Source organism: Pseudomonas sp. GW822-FHT04H02, assembly GCF_058800645.1.
Genome location: NZ_JBXAMM010000001.1, coordinates 369,359 through 387,759, shown reverse-complemented (window position 1 = coordinate 387,759; position 18,401 = coordinate 369,359). Strand labels below are relative to the sequence as shown.

At 62.6% G+C, this 18,401-nt stretch carries 16 protein-coding genes; 9 read left to right on the top strand and 7 right to left on the bottom strand.

Annotation, left to right across the window (positions count from 1 at the left end; genetic code table 11):
- Positions 1 to 612 precede the first annotated feature (612 nt).
- The 6 genes from AC1RMG_RS01870 to AC1RMG_RS01845 form a co-directional block, all read right to left on the bottom strand.
- Positions 613 to 1,020, bottom strand: coding sequence for a hypothetical protein (locus tag AC1RMG_RS01870; protein ID WP_141679901.1), 408 nt, complete (start codon positions 1,018 to 1,020; stop codon positions 613 to 615).
- A gap of 332 nt (positions 1,021 to 1,352) precedes the next feature.
- Positions 1,353 to 2,288, bottom strand: a complete 936-nt coding sequence (locus tag AC1RMG_RS01865) for a PoNe immunity protein domain-containing protein (protein ID WP_493168135.1) — start codon at positions 2,286 to 2,288, stop codon at positions 1,353 to 1,355.
- A 160-nt stretch (positions 2,289 to 2,448) separates the two neighbouring features.
- Positions 2,449 to 2,997: a cupin domain-containing protein gene (locus tag AC1RMG_RS01860; RefSeq protein ID WP_011060642.1), complete on the bottom strand. Its 549-nt coding sequence runs from the start codon at positions 2,995 to 2,997 to the stop codon at positions 2,449 to 2,451.
- Positions 2,998 to 3,265: 268 nt separating this feature from the next.
- On the bottom strand, positions 3,266 to 4,546 hold the full coding sequence (locus AC1RMG_RS01855) for an NAD(P)/FAD-dependent oxidoreductase (RefSeq protein ID WP_493168133.1): 1,281 nt from the start codon (positions 4,544 to 4,546) through the stop codon (positions 3,266 to 3,268).
- A 55-nt stretch (positions 4,547 to 4,601) separates the two neighbouring features.
- Positions 4,602 to 6,092 (bottom strand): aldehyde dehydrogenase, encoded by a 1,491-nt coding sequence (locus tag AC1RMG_RS01850; RefSeq protein ID WP_493168131.1) that lies wholly within the window; start codon positions 6,090 to 6,092, stop codon positions 4,602 to 4,604.
- A gap of 33 nt (positions 6,093 to 6,125) precedes the next feature.
- A complete protein-coding gene (locus AC1RMG_RS01845; RefSeq protein WP_011060639.1) occupies positions 6,126 to 7,502 on the bottom strand; it encodes a glutamine synthetase family protein in 1,377 nt (458 codons plus the stop codon).
- Between the two features lie 266 nt (positions 7,503 to 7,768).
- On the opposite strand from AC1RMG_RS01845, the gene AC1RMG_RS01840 reads away from it, so the two are divergent.
- The 5 genes from AC1RMG_RS01840 to AC1RMG_RS01820 all read left to right on the top strand — a co-directional run bounded on the left by AC1RMG_RS01840 (position 7,769) and on the right by AC1RMG_RS01820 (position 12,952).
- Positions 7,769 to 8,524, top strand: a complete 756-nt coding sequence (locus AC1RMG_RS01840) for a gamma-glutamyl-gamma-aminobutyrate hydrolase family protein (protein WP_011060638.1) — start codon at positions 7,769 to 7,771, stop codon at positions 8,522 to 8,524.
- Between the two features lie 232 nt (positions 8,525 to 8,756).
- Positions 8,757 to 9,899 carry an ABC transporter ATP-binding protein gene (locus tag AC1RMG_RS01835; protein WP_011060637.1) on the top strand — a complete coding sequence of 381 codons (1,143 nt, stop codon included), beginning with the start codon at positions 8,757 to 8,759 and terminating at the stop codon, positions 9,897 to 9,899.
- A 44-nt stretch (positions 9,900 to 9,943) separates the two neighbouring features.
- On the top strand, positions 9,944 to 10,825 hold the full coding sequence (locus tag AC1RMG_RS01830) for an ABC transporter permease subunit (protein ID WP_162865010.1): 882 nt from the start codon (positions 9,944 to 9,946) through the stop codon (positions 10,823 to 10,825).
- Entirely contained in the window at positions 10,822 to 11,718 is an 897-nt protein-coding gene (locus AC1RMG_RS01825) for an ABC transporter permease subunit (protein ID WP_011060635.1), read from the top strand. The genes AC1RMG_RS01830 and AC1RMG_RS01825 overlap by 4 nt, the downstream gene beginning before the upstream one ends.
- Positions 11,719 to 11,854: 136 nt before the next feature.
- Complete coding sequence (locus tag AC1RMG_RS01820) at positions 11,855 to 12,952, top strand: polyamine ABC transporter substrate-binding protein (RefSeq protein WP_493168129.1); 1,098 nt, start codon at positions 11,855 to 11,857, stop codon at positions 12,950 to 12,952.
- Between the two features lie 250 nt (positions 12,953 to 13,202).
- On the opposite strand, the gene AC1RMG_RS01815 is transcribed toward AC1RMG_RS01820, so the two are convergent.
- On the bottom strand, positions 13,203 to 14,717 hold the full coding sequence (locus tag AC1RMG_RS01815; RefSeq protein WP_493168127.1) for an MFS transporter: 1,515 nt from the start codon (positions 14,715 to 14,717) through the stop codon (positions 13,203 to 13,205).
- A gap of 135 nt (positions 14,718 to 14,852) precedes the next feature.
- Between AC1RMG_RS01815 and AC1RMG_RS01810 the strand changes: the two genes are divergently transcribed.
- From AC1RMG_RS01810 to AC1RMG_RS01795, 4 genes are all read left to right on the top strand, one after another.
- Positions 14,853 to 15,743 carry a LysR substrate-binding domain-containing protein gene (locus tag AC1RMG_RS01810; protein WP_123577646.1) on the top strand — a complete coding sequence of 297 codons (891 nt, stop codon included), beginning with the start codon at positions 14,853 to 14,855 and terminating at the stop codon, positions 15,741 to 15,743.
- A 308-nt stretch (positions 15,744 to 16,051) separates the two neighbouring features.
- Positions 16,052 to 16,576, top strand: coding sequence for a DUF2867 domain-containing protein (locus AC1RMG_RS01805; RefSeq protein ID WP_493168125.1), 525 nt, complete (start codon positions 16,052 to 16,054; stop codon positions 16,574 to 16,576).
- Positions 16,577 to 16,607: 31 nt separating this feature from the next.
- Positions 16,608 to 17,777: an N-methyl-L-tryptophan oxidase gene (solA, locus tag AC1RMG_RS01800; protein ID WP_053150656.1), complete on the top strand. Its 1,170-nt coding sequence runs from the start codon at positions 16,608 to 16,610 to the stop codon at positions 17,775 to 17,777.
- A gap of 169 nt (positions 17,778 to 17,946) precedes the next feature.
- The gene (locus tag AC1RMG_RS01795; RefSeq protein WP_011060630.1) at positions 17,947 to 18,387 is read left to right on the top strand and encodes a CBS domain-containing protein; all 441 of its coding nucleotides are present in this window, start codon (positions 17,947 to 17,949) and stop codon (positions 18,385 to 18,387) included.
- Positions 18,388 to 18,401 lie beyond the last annotated feature (14 nt).

The window sequence follows — 18,401 nt, the reverse complement described above, 5'->3', positions numbered from 1 at the left end:
AAGCTCAGCCAATGCCCGCAAAGGGGCAGGCAAGTCGTAAAGTCTTAATGGATTCAGTGGACGGTATTGCAGCTCATATCCGTTCAAGGCTTGGTGTGCATCGCGATGAACGTCCGACCAGTCATATGCAAACAATCCACGTTTGGCAAAGGCAACGAAAGCGTTTGCGCTAGACATGGAGGTGACCAGACTTACATCGGACACCTCCGGCAATGAACAGACCCATTCTTCGGAGTGCTCGACGGAGGGAATTGCGGAGTCAGGAATCGGCCCCGGACCAGCCGTAGTGAAAAGCGCAACCTGCCCGATGGCATCAGTGGCGATCCATCCAACATCAAAGCCCTGAAGATCGTGGGGAGTAACCATTGGCACCTACTTAGAAAAAAGAGGCTAGTTGATTTTTAAACCCTAGTTTCCCAGATCTGAGTGTGTAAAAGCGCGTCGACGAATTGCCAAGTCGGGAAGAAATGCGACGATATTATCTCCCCGCTCCAAATGTCCGATCCTGGCCGATTGCGGCCTGTCACGAACGGTAGAAATCGGCCAAATGCAATCATTGAGTATCAAGAGGCGATTCAGTAGAACCGCGGCCTGTAGATCCTTTTGCGTTCTTCAGTTCAATGCAGTGGCCTTTTTTTCAACTAGCCCAGCTCCCACTACCAGCATTTCAGGCAAGCTTTTTCTATCTTCGTCTGATGCAGCGCCGATATGAACATCACCTTTCCACAGCTCCCCAGCTACAACTCTAAGATCTAGGTCTGTCTGAGTGCTTCTTAAATCCTCGTGCCCAACGTAGTGCCAGCGTTTTTTTTGAATAGGTGCTTTTGATGTGTAAAGCAGGAGATCAAATCTGTCAGGTAACTCGTCCGGAAGTCTTTGTTCAGTAGAAAAAAATTTATATATTCCAAGCAAAATGGTGTCTTTGTGTCGCTCTGATACATACAAAACCTTGGCTGGCTTAAATCCTCCTTCTACAGGGATCAATACGATGTCACCAGCTGTCGTTTTCTTGAGTTTCACAGTCCGAGTCTCTTCAAAGTTTCATTAAATAACTGATCGGTACCGGTTAGCGACGGCCCGTCTTCGGCCGTCGCTATGCATGGTCAAACCTCAGTCTGCTTCGCCCTCTCCAGGGCGTCATCGGTCTCAATACCCAGATATCGAACGGTGCTCTCCAGCGTCGAATGGCCGAGCAGCAGTTGAACCGCCCGCAGGCTCTTTGTCCTGCGATTTGAAGCCTTACTCGGATGGCCGAGATTTCTCTCAGGATGCCGTTGAGTCGATAGCAGCCCCCTTCTGCACTCGACCAGAAACTAGCGTTGGAAAACGCTACAACGAATGGCAGCCCACCCCTACCCCTGCGCCGCCCAATACCAAACCGCTCCCCCCTCAAACGCCGGCATCACTTCCCCCTGCGCAAAGCAGCGCCGCGACTCCGGCTCCGCCGGGGTAAACCAATAACCGGCTTTGCTGCAGGACTGCCCCGCCACCACCGGCGCTACATGTTTCGGGTGACTTGGCTGAAGATTTCTCGCGTAGGCCACCAGATCCTTGGGATAGACCCTGTGCTCGACCCCGCTGTCATCGATGCCATACAGAAAGGCGATGGCTGCCGCCTCGAACGCCCAATACCCGCAATAGCTGCCCTCGTCCCCTTGCAGGTGGCTGTCGTGCCAGGGCGCCTGTTCGAACGCGGGGTACCAGTCGTCACAGTGCTGCTGCAGAAGGTCGCTGGCCTCGGTCGGGTCGTCGGCGTAGGTGGCTTGTATCAGCGGTGTGTAGACGTCGTGGTACCAGTCATCGACGTCATATCGGTCGGGCAGCAGTTTGCACAGCAGGTCTTCGTAGAGGGTGTCGTCCCCGGCGTAACCCGCGGGGTCGATCAGGGCCACGAAGCGTTGGAGCAGGTCGGTGCGGTGCAGCAGGATGCACAGGCTGAACACCTGGACGCACTCTTGGTACTGGTCGAGCCAGTCGTCGATCGCCAAGGGGGTGATGTTCGGAATCTGGTTGTACTGGGCCAGTTGTCTTTGCAGGTGTTCGTAACTGTCCACCAGGGTTTCCAGCAGGGGAATCAGCAGGTCGATGCTGTGGCCGGCGGTGTAGCGGATGAGGATTTCCTTGAAGATCCACTTCTGGAAATGCCGGGCCCTGAGGGACTTTTCCTGTGCTTCGGAGTCGGACTCAAAGGTGTTTTCGGCAAAGAACTCCACGCTGTGCTGGTAGTTGCTGAAGAAGTTCGCAAGGCGTGCTGCGCTGAGGAATGCTTGTCGCCTGTCCTTGATCATGGGTCTTCCTTGTCTGAACGGCGTCCGCTCCAGGCCCTGCCCGCAAGCGCGGTTACGGCAGTCTTCGGGGCGTGGGCCGGTCCAAAAAACAAAGCCTGCGACACAAGGCGCAGGCTGGATAGGGTTGCAACAGGTCGAGCCGGGTCAGTTACCCGGCCCCTTAGAAGTTCGCCGGGGTGTTGGCGCTGATGATTTCCGCCTCATCCTGGCCAATATTGCGAAAGCTATGGGGCAAGGTGGTGGGGAAGTAATAGCCATCCCCCGGGTTGAGCACGCTGACTTGCCCGTCCACGGTCAACTCCACGGTGCCGCGGGTCACCAGGCCGCACTCCTCGCCTTCGGCATGCACGATGGCTTCTTCGCCGGAGCTGGCGCCGGGGGCGTATTGCTCGCGCAGAAAGCGCATCTGCCGGTTGGCCACCGGGGCGCCGATCATCAACAGGCGCAGGCCGTCGCGGCCCAGGTCGGGCTGTTCGTTGGCGCGGAACACGTACTGGTGCTCACGGGGCGGCTGGTCGAAGGTGAAGAAGTCGGCCAGGGACATGGGGATGCCTTCCAGCAGCTTTTTCAGGGAGCTGACGGAGGGGCTGACGCGGTTCTGTTCGATCAGGGAGATGGTGGCATTGGTTACGCCGCTACGACGGGCCAGCTCGCGCTGGGAGAGTTTGTAGCTTTCGCGAACGAGTTTGAGTCGGGTGCCCGTGTCCATAACAGCCTTATGTGAGAAGTACTTAAGGGTATTTTTGCGGCGGTTGGGTCGCGAACGTCGCGATTTGGCTGCCCTGGAGCCTGAAAAGGCGGCTATTTAAACATGTTTGACAGGCAAGCTGTAAAGACTGGCGATGGGCGTGAAGGCCGGGTGATGGAGTGCCGGTTTTCTGGGGCTTTGCGGGGCTTTTCCTGGAGTGGGTCAAGGGCCGGAGCTTCGCGAGCAAGCTCGCTCCTACAGGAGTGGGGGCTGTAGGAGCGAGGTGGCGTCAGATGCCGAAGCGGTCGCGCAGGGCGTAGTACGCGGCGCCCATGGCGGTCAACGGGGCCTGGAAGGTGCGCCCGCCGATCATCGGCATGTGCGGCAGGGAGGCGAAGGCGTTGAAGCGCTCGGCGTCGCCGCGGATCATTTCGGCAATCAGCTTGCCCGCCAGGTGTGAACAGGTAACACCGTGGCCGCTGTAGCCCTGCATGTAGTAGGCGTTCTTTTCGATACGGCCGAATTGCGGCATGCGCGACATGGTCAGCAGGAAATTGCCGGTCCAGCGGTAGTCGATCTTCACGTCCTTGAGCTGGGGGAAGGTCTTGAGGATCTTCGGCCGGATCAGTTGCTCGATATCATCCGGTTCCCGGGCGCCGTAGACCACGCCACCGCCGTACAGCAGGCGGTTGTCGCCGGTCAGGCGGAAGTAGTCCAGCAGGTAGTTGCAGTCTTCCACGCAGTAGTTGTTGCTAATCAGGCTGCGGGCCAGTTGCTCAGGCAGTTGCTCGGTAACCACGATCTGCGAACCGCAAGGCATGCTCTTGCGGGTCACGCGGGGGTCGAGGTCCTGCTGCAGGTAGGCGTTGCCGGCGATCAGCAGGTATTTGGCGCGGACCACGCCCTTGGCGGTGCGCACCACGTTGGGTTCGCCGTAGGTGATTTCCACCGCCGCCGACTGTTCGAAGATCTTGCCGCACAGGCCGATGATGGCGCTGGCTTCGCCCAGGGCCAGGTTCAGCGGGTGGATGTGGCCGCCCTGCATGTCCAGCAGGCCGCCGATGTAGTTCTTGGTGCCGACTTCGCGGTCGATCTGCGCCTTGTCGAGCATCTTCAGGTTGTTATTGCCCAGGCGCTCCCAGTTGCGCTTCTGTTCCGCCAGGCCCTTGAGCTGCTTGTTGTTCAGGGCGGCGAAGATGCCACCGGGGCGGTAGTCGCACTGGATGTCGTAGTGCTGGATGCGCTGGCGGATGATGTCGGCGCCTTCGAAGATCATGCTGCCGAGCACTTCGGCGCTTTTTTCGCCGTAGCGTTCTTCGATCACGTCCACGTCGCGGCTGTAGGAGTTGACCAATTGCCCGCCGTTGCGCCCGCTGGCGCCGAAGCCGACCTTGGCCGCTTCCAGCACGGTGACGCTGTAGCCGGCTTCCGCCAGGAACAAGGCCGAGGACAGGCCGGTGTAGCCGGCGCCGATCACGCAGACGTCGCACTCCACCAACTCTTCGAGTTGCGGGTAGTCGGTGGTCTGGTTGCGGGTCGCCGCGTAGTAGCTGTTCACGTAGGTTTGCATGAGAAATTCCCCAGCGGGTACGGGCCCAGGCCCGCCGCCGCTGTTGTTATAAGAGTTAGAGCTTGATCCAGGTCGCTTTGAGCTCGGTGTATTTGTCGAAGGCGTGCAACGACTTGTCGCGGCCGTTGCCGGACTGTTTGAAGCCGCCGAACGGCGCGGTCATGTCGCCGCCGTCGTACTGGTTGACCCACACACTGCCGGCCCGCAGGCCACGGGCAAAACGGTGGGCGCGGCTGAGGTTGGCGGTCCAGACCCCGGCCGCCAGGCCGAAGATGCTGTCGTTGGCGATCTGCAGCGCTTCTTCTTCGGTATCGAAACTGATGACCGACAGCACCGGGCCGAAGATCTCTTCCCGGGCGATGGTCATGGCGTTGGTCACGCCGTCGAAGATCGTCGGCTCGACATACAGGCCGCCAGTGCTTTCCAGGGCACGGGCACCACCGGCCAGCAGTTGGCCGCCCTGCTCCTTGCCGATCTCGATGTAGCGCAGCACGTTCTCCAGTTGACGCTGGTCCACTACCGCGCCGACCCGGGTTTCGGGATCGAGGGCATGGCCCGGCTTCCAACCCTTGAGGGCCTCCACCAGCAGCGGGATGAACTGTTCGCGGATCGAGCGCTGCACCAGCAGGCGCGAGCCGGCGGTGCAGACTTCGCCCTGGTTGAAGGCGATGGCTGCGGCCGCCGCCTCGGCGGCTTCGCGCAGGTCCGGGGCATCGGCAAACACCACGTTGGGGCTCTTGCCACCGGCTTCCAGCCACACCCGCTTCATGTTGCTTTCGCCGGAGTACACCAACAGTTGCTTGCCCACGGCGGTGGAGCCGGTGAAGGCCAGCACGTCCACATCCATGTGCAGGGCCAGGGCCTTGCCGACGGTGTGGCCGTAACCCGGCAGGACGTTGAACACGCCTTTGGGGATGCCGGCGTCCAGGGCCAGCTGGGCGATGCGGATCGCGGTCAGCGGCGACTTTTCCGACGGCTTGAGAATGAACGAGTTGCCCGCCGCCAGGGCCGGGGCGAATTTCCAGCTGGCCATGATCAGCGGGAAATTCCACGGCACGATGGCCGCTACCACGCCCGCCGGTTCCCGGGTCACCAGGCCCAGCTGGTCGTGAGGGGTGGCCGCCACTTCGTCGTAGAGCTTGTCGATGGCTTCGGCGTTCCAGCGGATGGCGTTGGCCGTGGCCGGAATGTCGATAGCCATGGAGTCGCCAATCGGCTTGCCCATGTCCAGGGTTTCCAGGAGCGCCAGTTCTTCCTGGTGCTCAAGGATCAGTTCGGCAAAGCGAATCAGGATGCGCTTGCGCTCGGCCGGGGCCTTGCCCGACCAGACGCCACTGTTGAACGCCTGGCGCGCCACCGCCACCGCACGATCGGCATCGGCCTGATCGGTGCTGGCAACGTTGGCCAAAAAGCGTCCGTCCACCGGGCTCAGGCATTCAAAGGTCGCACCGCTGGCGGCGGCGCAGTACTGGCCGTCGATAAAGGCACGGCCTTCGAGGCTGAGGGACTGGAAGTGCTGCTCCCAGTCGCTGCGGGATTTAGTCATGGCAAATACTCAACGCAGGAAGTGACACGGTCATCAGACCGTGTGCAGGTACCAGTTGTATTCCAGGTCGGAGATGGAGTTTTCGAACTCCGCCAGCTCGCTTTCCTTACAGGCCACGAACACGTCGATGTACATCGGGTCGATGTACTTGGCCATCACTTCGCTGTCGTCCAGTACGCGCAGGGCGTCCCGCAGGTTGGTGGGCAGGCTTTGTTCGTTCTGCTCGTAGGAGTTGCCTTCAACCGGCGCGCCCGGGTCGATCTTGTTGGTCAGGCCGTGGTGAATGCCCGCCAGCACCGAAGCCATCAGCAGGTAAGGGTTGGCGTCGGCGCCAGCCACCCGGTGCTCGATGCGCACCGCATCGGCAGAACCGGTGGGTACGCGCACGGCCACGGTGCGGTTGTCGATGCCCCAGGTCGGCGAGTTCGGCACGTAGAACTGCGCACCGAAACGGCGATAGGAGTTGACGTTGGGGCACAGGAAGGCCATCTGCTGCGGCAGGGTGTCGAGCACGCCGCCGATGGCGTGACGCAGGGCTTCGTTGGTCTCTGGGTCTTCGCTGGCGAAGATGTTGTTGCCCTGTTTGTCGAGGATCGAGATGTGCACATGCAGGCCGTTGCCCGCCTGGCCCGGATAAGGCTTGGCCATGAAGGTGGTGTCCATTTCATGGTCGTAGGCGATGTTCTTTACCAGGCGCTTGAGCAGTACTGCGTAGTCACAGGCCTTGATCGGGTCGCTGACGTGGTGCAGGTTGACTTCGAACTGCGCCGGGGCGCTTTCCTTGACGATGGCGTCGGCCGGAATGCCCTGCTCTTTCGCGCCTTCGAGGATGTCTTGCAGGCAGTCGACGTACTCGTCGAGGTCGTCGATCAGGTAGACCTGGGTGGAATGCGGACGCTTGCCGGAGATCGGCGAACGGGGCGACTGCGGACGGCCGTTCACGTTGTCCTGGTCGATCAGGTAGAACTCCAGCTCGAAGGCGGCGCAGATGGTCAGGCCCATCTCGTCGAACTTGCTCACCACCTGGCGCAGCACTTCGCGGGGGTCGGCGAAGAACGGCTGGCCTTCGATCTCGTGCATGGTCATCAGCAGTTGCGCGGTGGGGCGCTTCTGCCAGGGCTCGACGCTCAGGGTGCCGGGGATCGGGTAGCAGATGCGGTCGGCATCACCGATGTCCAGGCCCAGGCCGGTGCTTTCCACCGTGGAACCGTTGATATCCAGGGCAAACAGCGAGGCGGGCAGGTTGATGCCCTTCTCATAGACCTTGTGCAGCGCGGTGCGCTCGATGCGCTTGCCGCGCACCACACCGTTCATGTCTGCAATCAGCAGATCGACGTAGAGAACCTCGGGGTGTTTTTTCAGGAAGGCATTGGCTTCATTGAGTTGAATGGCACGCGGGGGGACCGACATGATGCACCTATTGTGTTAATTATTATGTTCACTGCTGTGACACGCCAGCAGTCAACCCGAAAGAAAAACCGGAGTCAATAGCCAACAGCAGCCACCATTCGTCAATTATTTTGCCTCACTAAAGGTCGATACACCGCGCAATCCGCGCCGTCTGCGGGTTTCAAGCAGATAATGTTTAGAATTTTTTACATGGAAGTTGTTAATTAAAATCAACGAGGATAAGCTCTGGAAAAACTCGTTCCAGCGTGAATTTCGAGGTGATAAAAATGGCATTCAAGCCATTGATCGGCGTTACTGCGTGCGTCAAAGAGATCGGCCTGCACCCCTACCACGTCAGCGGCGACAAGTACTTGCGTGCTGTCAGCGTCGCGGCCGAGGGCCTGCCCCTGATCATTCCTTCCCTGGCGGATCTGATCGACATCGACGATCTGCTGCGGCAAGTGGATGGGCTGCTGTTTACCGGCTCGCCATCCAATGTCGAACCCTTCCATTACCAAGGCACTCCCAGCGAGCCGGGCACCGCCCACGACCCGCAGCGCGATGCCACCACCCTGCCCCTGCTGCGCGCGGCGATTGCCGCCGGCGTGCCGGTGCTCGGCATCTGCCGCGGCTTCCAGGAAATGAACGTGGCCTTCGGCGGCAGCCTGCACCAGAAGGTGCATGAACTGCCGGGCTACATGGACCACCGCGAAGCCGACGATCCGCGCATCGAAGTGCAGTACGCCCCGGCGCACCCGGTGGCGATCCAGCCCGGCGGTGTGTTCGAGGCCATGGGCCTGGGCGGCGAGATCCAGGTCAACTCGATCCACAGCCAGGGCGTCGACCGCCTGGCCCCCGGCCTGCGGGTCGAGGCCGTGGCCCCGGACGGCCTGATCGAGGCGCTGTCGGTGGAACACAGCAAGGCCTTCGCCTTCGGCGTGCAGTGGCACCCGGAATGGCAGGTGCTGTCGAACCCGGCCTACCTGCGGATCTTCCAGGCCTTTGGCGACGCCTGCCGGCAACGGGCCGCACAACGGCGCTGAACCACCGGCCGCGGCCACAACCCAGACGATTCATCACGCCCTGCCCCGCGGCGAGCGCGCCTGTGCGCGCCCGTCGTCCAGCGTGAGCAACACACGGCAAGACCACAACAACAAATAGCGTCAGGCCGCCAGGGAGGCAGCGCCGAATCAGCCCGCACTCACTGCGGGCTGGCAATCAACCTTTAGGCCCGGCCGAATTGATCGGGCTGCTGACACCTGTTGGGAGTTTCACATGGCAAACGCCTCCAGCACTTACCGCAAGGCCCTCGAAGGCACTCCGAGCCCGCAGAAGGTCCTGGTCAAGATCGACCGCGTGACCAAGAAGTTCGATGAAACCGTGGCCGTGGACGATGTGTCCCTGGAGATCCACCAAGGCGAGATCTTTGCCCTGCTGGGCGGTTCCGGCTCCGGCAAATCCACCCTGCTGCGCATGCTCGCCGGCTTCGAACGCCCCACCGAAGGCCGCATCCTGCTGGATGGCGTGGACATCACCGACATGCCGCCCTACGAGCGGCCGATCAACATGATGTTCCAGTCCTACGCCCTGTTCCCCCACATGACCGTGGCCCAGAACATTGCCTTCGGCCTCAAGCAGGACCGCCTGCCGGCCAGCGAGATCGACGCCCGGGTCGAGGAAATGCTCAAGCTGGTGCACATGACCCAGTACGCCAAGCGCAAGCCGCACCAGCTCTCCGGTGGCCAGCGCCAGCGCGTGGCCCTGGCCCGCTCCCTGGCCAAGCGCCCCAAGCTGCTCTTGCTGGACGAACCCATGGGCGCCCTGGACAAGAAGCTGCGCTCGCAGATGCAACTGGAACTGGTGGAGATCATCGAGCGCGTGGGCGTGACCTGCGTGATGGTGACCCACGACCAGGAAGAGGCCATGACCATGGCCCAGCGCATCGCCATCATGCACCTGGGCTGGATCGCCCAGACCGGCAGCCCGGTGGACATCTACGAAGCGCCGGTGAGCCGCCTGGTGTGCGAATTCATCGGCAACGTCAACGCCTTCGACGGCACTGTTACCGAAGACCTGGAAGGCTACGCCATCATCGACTGCGCGGACCTCGAGCAGCAGATCTACGTCGGCCACGGGGTCAGCACCTCGGTGCAGGACAAGTCGGTGACCTACGCTATCCGCCCGGAAAAGATGCTGGTCACCACCCTCAAGCCCGATGCCCGCTACAACTGGTCCAAGGGCAAGGTGCATGACATCGCCTACCTGGGCGGCCACTCGGTGTTCTACGTCGAGCTGCCTGGCGGCAAGATTGTCCAGTCGTTCATGGCCAACGCCGAGCGTCGCGGCTCGCGGCCAACCTGGGATGACGAAGTCTACGTCTGGTGGGAAGACGACAGCGGCGTGGTACTGCGAGCATGAGTACATCGACCATGAGCACTTTCAATCAGAAGCTGTTCCGTATGCTGCCCAGCGGTCGCAAGCTGGTGATCGGCATTCCTTTCCTCTGGCTGTTCCTATTCTTCATGCTGCCGTTCTTCCTGGTGATGAAGATCAGCTTCTCGGAAGCGGCCCTGGCGATTCCGCCCTACTCGGAGATCTACAGCTACGCCGAACAGAAATTCCAGCTGCTGCTGAACCTCGGCAACTACGCCATGCTGGCCGGCGACGAGCTGTATTTCTCGGCCTACCTGGGTTCGCTGAAGGTGGCCCTGCTGAGCACCCTGATGTGCCTGGTGGTGGGCTTTCCCATGGCCTATGCCATCTCCAAGGCCAGCAAGGAGGCGCAGAACGTCTTGCTGCTGCTGATCATGATGCCGACCTGGACCGCGATCCTGATCCGCGTCTACGCCTGGATGGGCATCCTCAGCAACAACGGCCTGCTCAACAGCTTCCTGATGTGGACCGGGCTGATCAGCCAGCCCCTGGAAATCCTCAATACCAACACCGCGGTGTACATCGGTGTGGTCTACGCCTACCTGCCGTTCATGGTGCTGCCGCTGTACGCCAACCTGGTCAAGCATGACCAGAGCCTGCTGGAAGCCGCGTCGGACCTGGGTTCGAGCAACTTCAACAACTTCTGGAAAATCACCGTGCCCCTGGCCAAGAACGGCATCATTGCCGGCTGCATGCTGGTGTTCATTCCGGTGGTGGGTGAGTTCGTGATTCCGGAACTCTTGGGCGGCCCGGAAACCCTGATGATTGGCCGCGTGCTATGGCAGGAATTCTTCAACAACCGTGACTGGCCGGTGGCCTCCGCCCTGGCGGTGGTGATGCTGGCGATCCTGATTATCCCGATCTTGCTGTTCAACCGCAGCCAGGCCAAAGAGATGGAGGCACGGGCATGAAACGCTTCGAATTTTCCAAACTGATGCTGGTGCTGGGCCTGCTGTTCATCTACCTGCCGATGCTGATCCTGGTGATCTACTCGTTCAACGCCTCCAAGCTGGTGACAGTGTGGGGCGGCTGGTCGATCAAGTGGTACGTCGGCCTGCTGGACAACCAGCAACTGATGGGCTCGGTAATGCGCTCCCTGGAGATCGCCTGCTACACCGCCATTGCCGCGGTGGCCCTGGGCACCCTGGCGGCCTTCGTGCTGACCCGGGTCACCCGTTTCAAGGGCCGCACGCTGTTCGGCGGCCTGGTCACCGCGCCGCTGGTGATGCCGGAAGTGATCACCGGCCTGTCCTTGCTGCTGCTGTTCGTGGCCATGGCGCAATTGATCGGCTGGCCCATGGAGCGCGGCATCGTCACCATCTGGATCGCCCACACCACATTCTGCGCAGCCTATGTAGCCGTGGTAGTCTCCGCGCGCCTGCGGGAGCTGGACCTGTCCATCGAAGAAGCGGCCATGGACCTGGGAGCGCGACCGTTCAAGGTGTTCTTCCTGATCACCATCCCGATGATCGCGCCGTCACTGGCGGCCGGCGGCATGATGTCCTTCGCCCTGTCCCTGGATGACCTGGTACTGGCCAGCTTCGTCTCCGGCCCGGGTTCCACCACCTTGCCGATGGAAGTGTTCTCGGCGGTGCGCCTGGGGGTCAAGCCCGAGATCAACGCCGTGGCCAGCCTGATTCTGCTGGCGGTGTCCCTGGTGACCTTCCTGGTCTGGTACTTCGGCCGTCGCGCCGAAGCGGCCCGCAAGCGGGCGATCCAGGAGGCGATGGACTTCACCGCCAACGAATCCTGGCAGCCACCGGCAGCGAAAAAACCTGCGGTACGAACACCTGCGACGGCCTAACCGCCTCTTCGCCAGCAAGCTGGCTCCTACGGATAACCCAAACCTGTAGGAGCCAGCTTGCTGGCGAAAAAGGCTCACCCCGAACCCTCGAGTTGCACACGCAGCAATCTGCACAATAAGAAATGGAGTTGTAGTGATGAAAATGCTTGGCAGGACTCTGCTCTCACTGTCCTTGATGGGCGCAATGGTTACCGGCGCTCAAGCCAACGACAAAGTGCTGCGCGTCTACAACTGGTCGGACTACATCGCCCCGGACACCCTGAAGAAGTTCGAGGCCGAGACCGGCATCCACGTCACCTACGACGTCTTCGACAGCAACGAAACCCTGGAAGCGCGCCTGCTCACCGGCAAGTCCGGCTACGACATCGTGGTGCCGTCCAACAGCTTCCTGGCCAAGCAGATCAAGGCCGGGGTCTACCAGGAACTGGACAAGTCCCGCTTGCCCAACTGGAAGAACCTCAACCCGGTGCTGCTGAAAAACGCCTCCGCCAGCGACCCGGACAACGCCCATGCCTTTCCCTACATGTGGGGTTCGATCGGCATTGGCTACAACCCGGACAAGGTCAAGGCGGCCCTGGGCGCCGACGCCCCGACCAACTCCTGGGACCTGCTGTTCAAGCCGGAGAACGCCGAGAAGCTCAAGGCCTGCGGCATCAGCTTCCTCGACTCGCCCACCGAGATGCTCCCCGCCGCCCTGCACTACCTGGGCTACCCGGTAACCAGCAAGGACAAGGCGCAGATCCTCGAAGCCGAAGCCCTGTTCATGAAGATCCGTCCTTCGGTGACCTACTTCCACTCCTCCAAGTACATCTCGGACCTGGCCAACGGCAACATCTGCGTGGCCGTGGGTTATTCCGGCGACGTGCTGCAGGCCCGTTCCCGCGCCGAAGAGGCCGGCAACAAGGAGAAGGTCGCGTTCAGCATTCCCAAGGAAGGCGCCGGCAGCTTCTACGACATGATGGCCATCCCCAAGGACGCCACCAACGTCGACAACGCCTACCTGTTCATGAGTTTCCTGATGCGCGCGGACATCATCGCCGAGGTCACCAACAGCCTGGGCTACAGCAACGCCAACGCGGCGGCCACGCCGCTGGTGGACGAAGCGATCCGCAACGACCCGGCGTCCTACCCGCCCCAGGCCGTACTGGCCACCCTCTACGCAGTACCGGACCAGCCGATCGCCATCCAGCGCGTGATGAACCGCGGCTGGACCAGGATCAAGCTGGGCAAATGACTCAAGCTGCCCGCCGCTGGCGGGCACCGCTCGCCTTTTTCCGTTCACGTCGCGCCTTACCACCGCGACACTCCTGCGAACGGCTTCACCCGGCTCCCTCGGTTGGGGTGAATCCTTGGCGCCTTCGGGCGCCTTTTTTGCGTTCCCTGCAGCCGCTGGCGCAGGCGCGAATGGCTGGAGCGACATAGGCGATCCCGGCAACAGAGGGTCCTGCGGCCCCTTTCGCAGCCTCGCTAACGCTCGGCAGCGGCTACTGCGCGATCGACTCCACTGGCTTTTGCTGCCATGGGGCGAATATCAGCAGGCTGAACAATGCCAGCCCCCAGACACTCAAGCCGCCGTACAGCATGACCCAGCCAAAGCCATGGACCAGGGCCGCCTGCGGCGTACCTTCCGCCAGCCACGGCAAAGCTTCCAAAGAGCCGCTGCCAGAAGCAATCTGCTGCACCCAACCCCGCAGTTGCCCGGCATCCAGCGCCCCACTCAGGTGACGCCGCAGGTAGGCGCCCACCCCCGCCACCAGGATCAAGCCCATCAAGGCAATGTTCAGCGCCAGGGAAATCATCCGCGCACTCATGTCGATCCCCGAGGCCATGCCGGCCTGATCGACGGGCACCGAACCAGTGGTGGTATTGGTCACCGGCGTATTGCAGATGCCCAGACCGATCCCCGCCAGCAGCGCGCCGGGGAGCATGAGCACACCGCTGCTGACGGCCCACTGGCTGGCACCAAACATCGCCACAAAGCCCAGGCCGATGCCGGACAACCCCAGAGGAATCACCCAACCGGCCTCGAAACGCAGGGCCAGGCGTTCACCCACGAGCGGCAGGATCAGGGTCGGCAAGGTATAGGCCAGCAGCGCCAGTCCGCTGTGCAGGCTGTCGTAGCCCAGGGCGCCGTGGAAGTAGATCGGCAAGTAGATCATGAACGGCCAGAAGCTGAAATTCATACCCATGGAGCCCAGCAACGCCCCGGAAAACCGGCGGTTCCTGAATACCCCCAGCTCGAACATCGGTTGCTGGCTGCGGCGCTCGGCACGGATAAAGGCAGCGAAGCAGCCCAGGGTCGCAAGCACCACGGCCAGGGCGCTGAAGCGGCTCAGGGTCGGGCCCTGGGTCAGCACAAAGGTCAGGCCGAACACCGCCAGCGACAGCAGCACGATGCCGGCACTATCGAGCTTGCCGGCCCGGGCCTGACGGGCCTCCTCGACCCCGGCCACGGCAAGCCCCAGGGTCAGCAGCGCCAGCGGCCCGTGCACCAGGAAAATCCACGGCCAGCTGGACAGCGATAGGATCGCTCCGCCAATGATCGGCCCGAACCCCAGGCCAATGCCGAACACCACGCCCCACGCGGCGAAGGCCCGGCTGCGCTCACGGCCCTGAAGAAACTGCTGGGACAGGATCGCCACCTGGGTGATCAGCATCGCGCCCCCGGCCAGGCCTTGAAGGGCCCGGCTGGCGATCAGCGCCGTCATGTTCTGGGCCAGACCACAGAGCAGCGAGGCCAGGCCGAAGGCGGCGATGCTGAGGACAAACACCCGCTTGCGGCCAAAGCGATCGGCCAGGGCGCCGGTGGCCATCAACACCACGGTGCAGGCGATGGTGTAGGCATTCATGATCCATTGCAGGTCGGTAAAGCGACCCTGCAGACGGTCTTCCAAGGCCGGGAGAATCACCGGCACGCTGGAGATTTCCAGGCCGAACATCAGCGCGGCCAGGCAGACCGCCGCCAGGGCCAGGGTGTTGCGTAAAGAAGGTTGAGGCATCGAGGGTCGTCCGCAAGTGGTGTCGCCACCCGTCCAGGGGCGACTGAGGGGTCAAGTCTGGGCAACGCCACTCAATGACGGAAATGATTAGATTTTGTAGGATTGAGCAATTTCCATCATGAATGGCAGCCTGCCTTGAACATCGATCCCACCCTGCTGCGGGCCCTGGTCGCAGTCCATGAATGTGCCGGTTTCACCCGTGCTGGCAAGCGCCTGAACCTCACCCAGTCGGCGGTCAGCCATCAGATCCGCCGTCTGGAAGAGCAACTGGGCCGGCCCCTGCTGCTGCGTACCACCCGGCACCTGAGCCTGACCGAAGACGGCCAGGAAGTGCTGCAGCACGCGCAACAGATCCTCACCGCCCTGGACGCCCTGGCCCGACGCTTCCAGCCATCGCGGCTGAGTGGCGTGGTGCGCTTCGGGGTGCCCGAGACCTTTATGGGCGAGCGCCTGCCGCCACTGCTCTGCCAGTTTTCCCGAGCCTTTCCCGAGGTGCGCCTGGACGTCAGCGTTGGCACCTACCTGGACCTGCGCCAGATGCTCAAGGCCGGGGAACTGGACCTGGCTGTGGTGCTCTCGGAGCCGGGGCGGCGCGACAGCGGCACCGTGCTGCGCAGCGCCCGGTTCGTCTGGGTCGCCGCCGAGCACTTCGACCTGGCCCCGGGCGCCTCGCTGCCCCTGGCCCTGGCGCCGGCCCCCTGCGTCAATCGGCAGATCGGCCTTGATGCCCTGGGCGAAAGCGCCACCCGTTGGCATGTGGCGTTCAGCTCGCCAAGCCAGGAAGGCATTCGCACGGCAGTGCTCGCCGGTCTCGGAGTCACCGTGCAGATGGCCAGCGACCTGCGCCCGGGCCTGCGCATCGTCGATGGTGAATACGGCCTGCCGGGGTTGCCCGGAGCGCGCTTCCTGCTGGCCTGGAGCAGCGGCGAAAAGACGGCGGCGGCCCAGGAGTTCGGTCAGTTGCTGCTACAGAACGCCGAGCCGGCCGTCAGAGGGGAAAAAGCCGCGGTCCGCCAGCAGGCTTAAGTGGCAAGCAGCCATTGCGTTGGCGGAATTCAGTCCGCGTGCCACCGAATTCCGCCGTTCAATGGTCGGCCCAGGTCCCTTCGACCTGCTTGCAACTTCGTGCGTGTTTTTGCTGACTCCGGCCCGAGCAGTGCGGATAACCACCGAATCCTTGCGCGCTGCCACCTGGCAATGGCAACCCTCGCCCAGCGGCAACTGGCCGCTACACAACAGCAAGTTCCTCGCCTCAGGAAGTGGTATTTTTTGCGACTTCTGGCGTGACTGATCGGCATGAAGCCACGGCCGCCAACTTTCAGGGAGCTGCACCGATGAAGTCTGCCGTACACCCTTGCCCATTGCCCCATGACTCCAGCATCGCGGCCCTGGCCCCGGGTGCCACCTTCATCGACTGCCGCCGCACCCTGGCCGAGGACCCCGAACGCAGCGCCATGCGTCACCTGCTGTGCCTGATGAGCCAGACCCCGACCTGGATCGACCGCCTGATGGGCCTGCGCAACCGCGTGGTGCAGCTGTTCGGCCTCAAGGACCTGGGGCGCCTGACCCGCATCGACCTGTCGCGCCCCGACGAGGATTACCAGCCCGGCGACCGGGTGGGTATCTTCACCCTGATTTCCCAGAGCCCCGACGAGGTTCTGGTAGTGGACCGCGACAAGCACCTGGACGTGCACCTGTCGCTCAACCGCCTGCCGCTGGACGCCGAGGGCCGGCGCCCGGTGGTGCTGTCCACCGTGGTCCACCCGCACAACCGCCTGGGGCGCCTGTACATGCTGCCGGTGGCGCCGTTCCACCGGATCATCGCGCCCATGACCCTGGCCACTATCAATAACCAATAACTGCTGAGCCTTCCATCCCAAGGATCTTGCCGTGCACACACCGGATTTCGATGTTGTAGTCGTAGGCCTGGGCGCCATGGGCGCCGCCACCCTCTATCAACTGGCCAAGCGCGGGGTAAAGGTGGCGGGCATCGACCGCTTCGCCCCGCCCCACGACCTGGGTTCCAGCCACGGCGACACCCGCATCACCCGCCAGGCGGTGGGCGAAGGCGCGGCCTACGTGCCCCTGGCGATCCGCTCGCAGCAGATCTGGCGCGAACTGGAGGCGGAGTTGGATGTGCAGTTGTTCGAGCAATGCGGGGTGCTGGTGATGACCGCCAGCACCGACCCGCAGCGCCCGGCAGAGGCCCGGGACTTCACCGACAACAGCATCGAGCTGGCCCGGCGCTATGGCATCGAGCACCAGGAGCTGGACGCCGCCGAGATCCGCCGGCGCTTCCCGCAGTTCGCCCCGCTGGATGACAGCGCCCGGGGCTACTTCGAACCCGGCGGCGGCTTTGTCCGCCCGGAACGCTGCATCGATGCGCAACTGACCCGGGCCCGGCAACTGGGGGCAACCCTGATCACCGGCCAGACAGTGCTGGAGCTGGACGCCCAGGATGACGGGGTGCACATCATCAGCGACGGCTCGCGGCTGTTTGCCCGACAGGTCATCGTCAGCGCCGGCATGTGGTCGGCGCAGTTGCTGGGGGCGCCCTTCGATTCGCTGTTGCAGGTGTGCCGCCAGCAGCTGTACTGGTTCCGCCTGGATGAGCCCGAGCGCTACCCGGCCCGCTCCCCGAGCTTCATTCTCCACAGCGCCGATGACGTGGACGCCTGCTACGGCTTCCCGCCGATTCCCGGCGAAGGCAGCGTGAAGATCGCCACCGAGCAGTACAGCGCCAGCAGCCAGCCGGACAGCCTCGACCGCCAGCCCAGCAGCGCCGACGCCCAGCGCCTGTTCCACAAACTGATCGCCCCCCATATCGCCGGGCTGGCCCCCGAGTTGGTGAAGGCCAGCGTCTGTGCCTACACCGTGACCCCGGATTCGGGGTTCATCATCGACCGCCACCCGCGCCTGGCCAATGTCACCGTGGTCAGCGCCTGTTCCGGCCATGGCTTCAAGCATTCGGCGGCGATTGGCGAAGCCCTGGCCCAGCAGCACGTGGACGGCTGCAGCGAAATCGACCTGGAAAGTTTCTCCCTGCACCGCTTCAACTGAAGGCAACGGCCCCTTTATCGGGGCCGTGGTGAAAAAAAATCCTCGGGGTGACGTTTTTCGCCGTTTATCTGCCGTTTTCAGCCTTGCTGGTTGGCCGAGTCTCTACGATTCTTTAGAAACCCCTCAGGGCGGCGCATCGCCGCCCCACGTAGAACAACCGGAGCGCCCCATGAAGAGCGTCGCAGAACTGCTGAAACTCAAGGCCAAGCACAACCAGCAAGTGCACACCATCGCCCCGCACCAGATGGTCCTGGAGGCGCTGATGGTGATGGCCGAGAAAAACGTCGGCGCCTTGCCGGTGCTGGAGAATGGCGTGGTGGTCGGGGTCATCAGCGAGCGCGACTACGCGCGCAAGCTGGTGCTCCACGGGCGCTCCTCGGTGGGCACCCCGGTCAGCGCGATCATGAGCTCGCCGGTAATCACCGTGGACTCGCACCAGAGCGTGGACACCTGCATGAACATCATGACCGACAGCCACCTGCGCCACCTGCCGGTGGTGGAAAACGGCCAGTTGCTGGGCCTGCTGTCCATCGGCGACCTGGTCAAGGAAGCAATCGCCGAACAGGCCGACCTGATCCGCCAGCTGGAGCAGTACATCCGCGGCGAATGATCCCAGGCCCTGCG

What these genes read in the sequence shown, in the direction of transcription:
- AC1RMG_RS01865 (WP_493168135.1), bottom strand. Translation starts at nt 2,288, where the DNA reads ATGATCAAGGACAGGCGACAAGCATTCCTCAGCGCAGCACGCCTTGCG.
- AC1RMG_RS01860 (WP_011060642.1), bottom strand. Translation starts at nt 2,997, where the DNA reads ATGGACACGGGCACCCGACTCAAACTCGTTCGCGAAAGCTACAAACTC.
- AC1RMG_RS01855 (WP_493168133.1), bottom strand. Translation starts at nt 4,546, where the DNA reads ATGCAAACCTACGTGAACAGCTACTACGCGGCGACCCGCAACCAGACC.
- AC1RMG_RS01850 (WP_493168131.1), bottom strand. Translation starts at nt 6,092, where the DNA reads ATGACTAAATCCCGCAGCGACTGGGAGCAGCACTTCCAGTCCCTCAGC.
- AC1RMG_RS01845 (WP_011060639.1), bottom strand. Translation starts at nt 7,502, where the DNA reads ATGTCGGTCCCCCCGCGTGCCATTCAACTCAATGAAGCCAATGCCTTC.
- AC1RMG_RS01840 (WP_011060638.1), top strand. Translation starts at nt 7,769, where the DNA reads ATGGCATTCAAGCCATTGATCGGCGTTACTGCGTGCGTCAAAGAGATC.
- AC1RMG_RS01835 (WP_011060637.1), top strand. Translation starts at nt 8,757, where the DNA reads ATGGCAAACGCCTCCAGCACTTACCGCAAGGCCCTCGAAGGCACTCCG.
- AC1RMG_RS01825 (WP_011060635.1), top strand. Translation starts at nt 10,822, where the DNA reads ATGAAACGCTTCGAATTTTCCAAACTGATGCTGGTGCTGGGCCTGCTG.
- AC1RMG_RS01820 (WP_493168129.1), top strand. Translation starts at nt 11,855, where the DNA reads ATGAAAATGCTTGGCAGGACTCTGCTCTCACTGTCCTTGATGGGCGCA.
- AC1RMG_RS01815 (WP_493168127.1), bottom strand. Translation starts at nt 14,717, where the DNA reads ATGCCTCAACCTTCTTTACGCAACACCCTGGCCCTGGCGGCGGTCTGC.
- AC1RMG_RS01805 (WP_493168125.1), top strand. Translation starts at nt 16,052, where the DNA reads ATGAAGTCTGCCGTACACCCTTGCCCATTGCCCCATGACTCCAGCATC.
- AC1RMG_RS01795 (WP_011060630.1), top strand. Translation starts at nt 17,947, where the DNA reads ATGAAGAGCGTCGCAGAACTGCTGAAACTCAAGGCCAAGCACAACCAG.